The organism is Ilumatobacter sp. (assembly GCF_049588435.1).
Classification (GTDB): domain Bacteria; phylum Actinomycetota; class Acidimicrobiia; order Acidimicrobiales; family Ilumatobacteraceae; genus Ilumatobacter_A.
The window spans coordinates 1-2110 of sequence record NZ_JBAVYV010000086.1 but is presented as its reverse complement, the minus strand read 5'-3'; the positions used below and the strand labels follow the sequence as shown (position 1 = coordinate 2110).

Here is a 2110-nt window from a genome sequence, read left to right as displayed (position 1 = left end):
ACACCACCCCACGCCGCTCACTGGGATGGGACACCGCCAACACCGTCTACGATCGCCTCAGCGCACCGACCCCCTGAACCGACCCAGACCCCAGTTGACACGACGTGACCGGCATCCAGCGTGCACGCGGGGCTGGACTACGTTCGCCTCATGTCGACCGACAAGATCGTTGCCCCGTACGGAACCTGGCCTTCGCCGTTGTCGGCCGCAGACATGGCTCGCTCCGCTGCACACATGTCCGATGTCTCCGTCGACGGTGAGACCGTCCGGTGGCTGCAGAGCGACCCACGGCGCGGCGGCCGTTACGCGGTGATGGAATCGGTCGGTGGCGAGATCCGGGAGACCTCACCCGACGGGTTCAATGCCAGGACCCGGGTCCACGAGTACGGCGGCGGAGCACTCGGGGCAGGACACGGCGTCGTGCTCGCATGTGACTGGGACGACCAGCGCGTTCATCGCCTCGACGACGGTCGGTCCACGCCGGTCACCGTCGAGCCCACCTCACCGGCGGGGATCCGCTGGGCTGCGATGACGGTGCTTCCGGGAGCTCGTGCGTTCGTGGCGGTCCGAGAGTCACACGGCGACGACCGTCCCCGGCCGAACACCAACGTCCACGGCGACGCCGAAGCGGTGAACGAGATCGTGATGGTCTCGCTTGAGGACGGAGCCGAGACCGTGTTGGTCACCGGGCCCGACTTCGTGAGCGGACCCTGGATCGATCCCACCGGTACCCGCCTCGCCTGGCTGCAGTGGAACCATCCCGACATGCCCTGGGACAGCGCCGAGCTGTGGACGGCGTCCTTCGGACCGGGTGGCGTCGACGATGCGATCCATGTCGCGGGAGGGAGCGGGAGCAGCGTGTCCGGCGCGACCTGGGCGACGGATGATCGTCTGGTGTTCAGCGACGACATCAGCGGATGGTGGAACGTGTACGCGTGGACGCCCGATGCCGGAGTCGAGCGCCTCCAGGACGACGCGGTGGACAGCGGATCGCCTCACTGGGTCTTCAGCGATCATCGGCTCGCGACGATCGGTGACGACGTCTTCGTCGTCTCGATGTTCGACGGCATGTCACGCATCGACCGGGTCGAGTCCGACGCCGACTCGGAGCCACTCACCCTCCCCGGGGTGTCCTCCGTGGCGTCCCTGTGCGCCACCGACGATGCACTGGTCGCGATCGTCGGCGGCCCGGCCAGGTCGACCGCAGTCGCGATGATCGACCTGTCGAGCGGCGGGCTCACCGAACTCAGCGCGACCGACGACGACCCGGCAGCGTTCGTCAGAGCGATCCCCGAGTCGATCACGTTTCCGACTCCCGACGGTGCGGTCGCCCACGCGATGTTCTACCCACCGACGAGTTCCACGCACGCGGGTCCAACGGACGAACTCCCACCGCTCGTCGTGCTGTCCCACGGAGGGCCGACCAGCGCTGCGCGGTCAGGACTCAACGCCCCTGCCCAGTACTGGGCGTCACGCGGGTTCGCCGTGGTCGACGTCAACTATCGCGGGTCGGTCGGCTACGGACGGGCGTACCGGGAATCGCTGAACGGGAACTGGGGTATCCACGATGTGACCGACTGCATCGCGGCGACGACCGCACTCGTGGAACGGTCGGCGGTCGACCCCGATCGCCTGATCATCGAAGGCGGCAGCGCGGGTGGTTACACGACGCTGCTTGCATTGTGCACGACCGATGTCTTCGCTGCGGGCGGAAGTCTGTTCGGCGTCGCGGACCTGCGCGCTCTTGCCGCCCACACGCACAAGTTCGAGTCGCGCTACCTCGACTCGATGATCGGACCCTGGCCCGAGGCCGAGCAGCTGTATGTCGACCGCTCCCCCATCACCCACGTCGATCGCCTGTCCACACCGATGATCGTGCTCCAGGGGGACGAGGACGTGGTGGTCCCGCCGGAGCAGGCCGAACTGATCGTCGCTGCGCTGCGCAGGCGCGGGATGGCGCACGCCTACCTGCTGTTCGAGGGTGAGCAGCACGGCTTCCGCAAGGAGGAGAACATCGCTCGATCGCTCGAGGCGCGACTCGCCTTCTACGGGCTGGTGCTGGGGTTCGACCCCGCCGACGACATCGAGCTTCCCGAGTACATCGACGCGA

General features: G+C 67.7%; 1 protein-coding gene. It reads left to right on the top strand.

Annotation, left to right across the window (positions count from 1 at the left end; genetic code table 11):
* Positions 1-150: 150 nt before the first annotated feature.
* Positions 151-2110: alpha/beta hydrolase family protein (locus tag WBV89_RS03235; protein WP_423979908.1), on the top strand; the 1960-nt coding region annotated here is incomplete at its 3' end.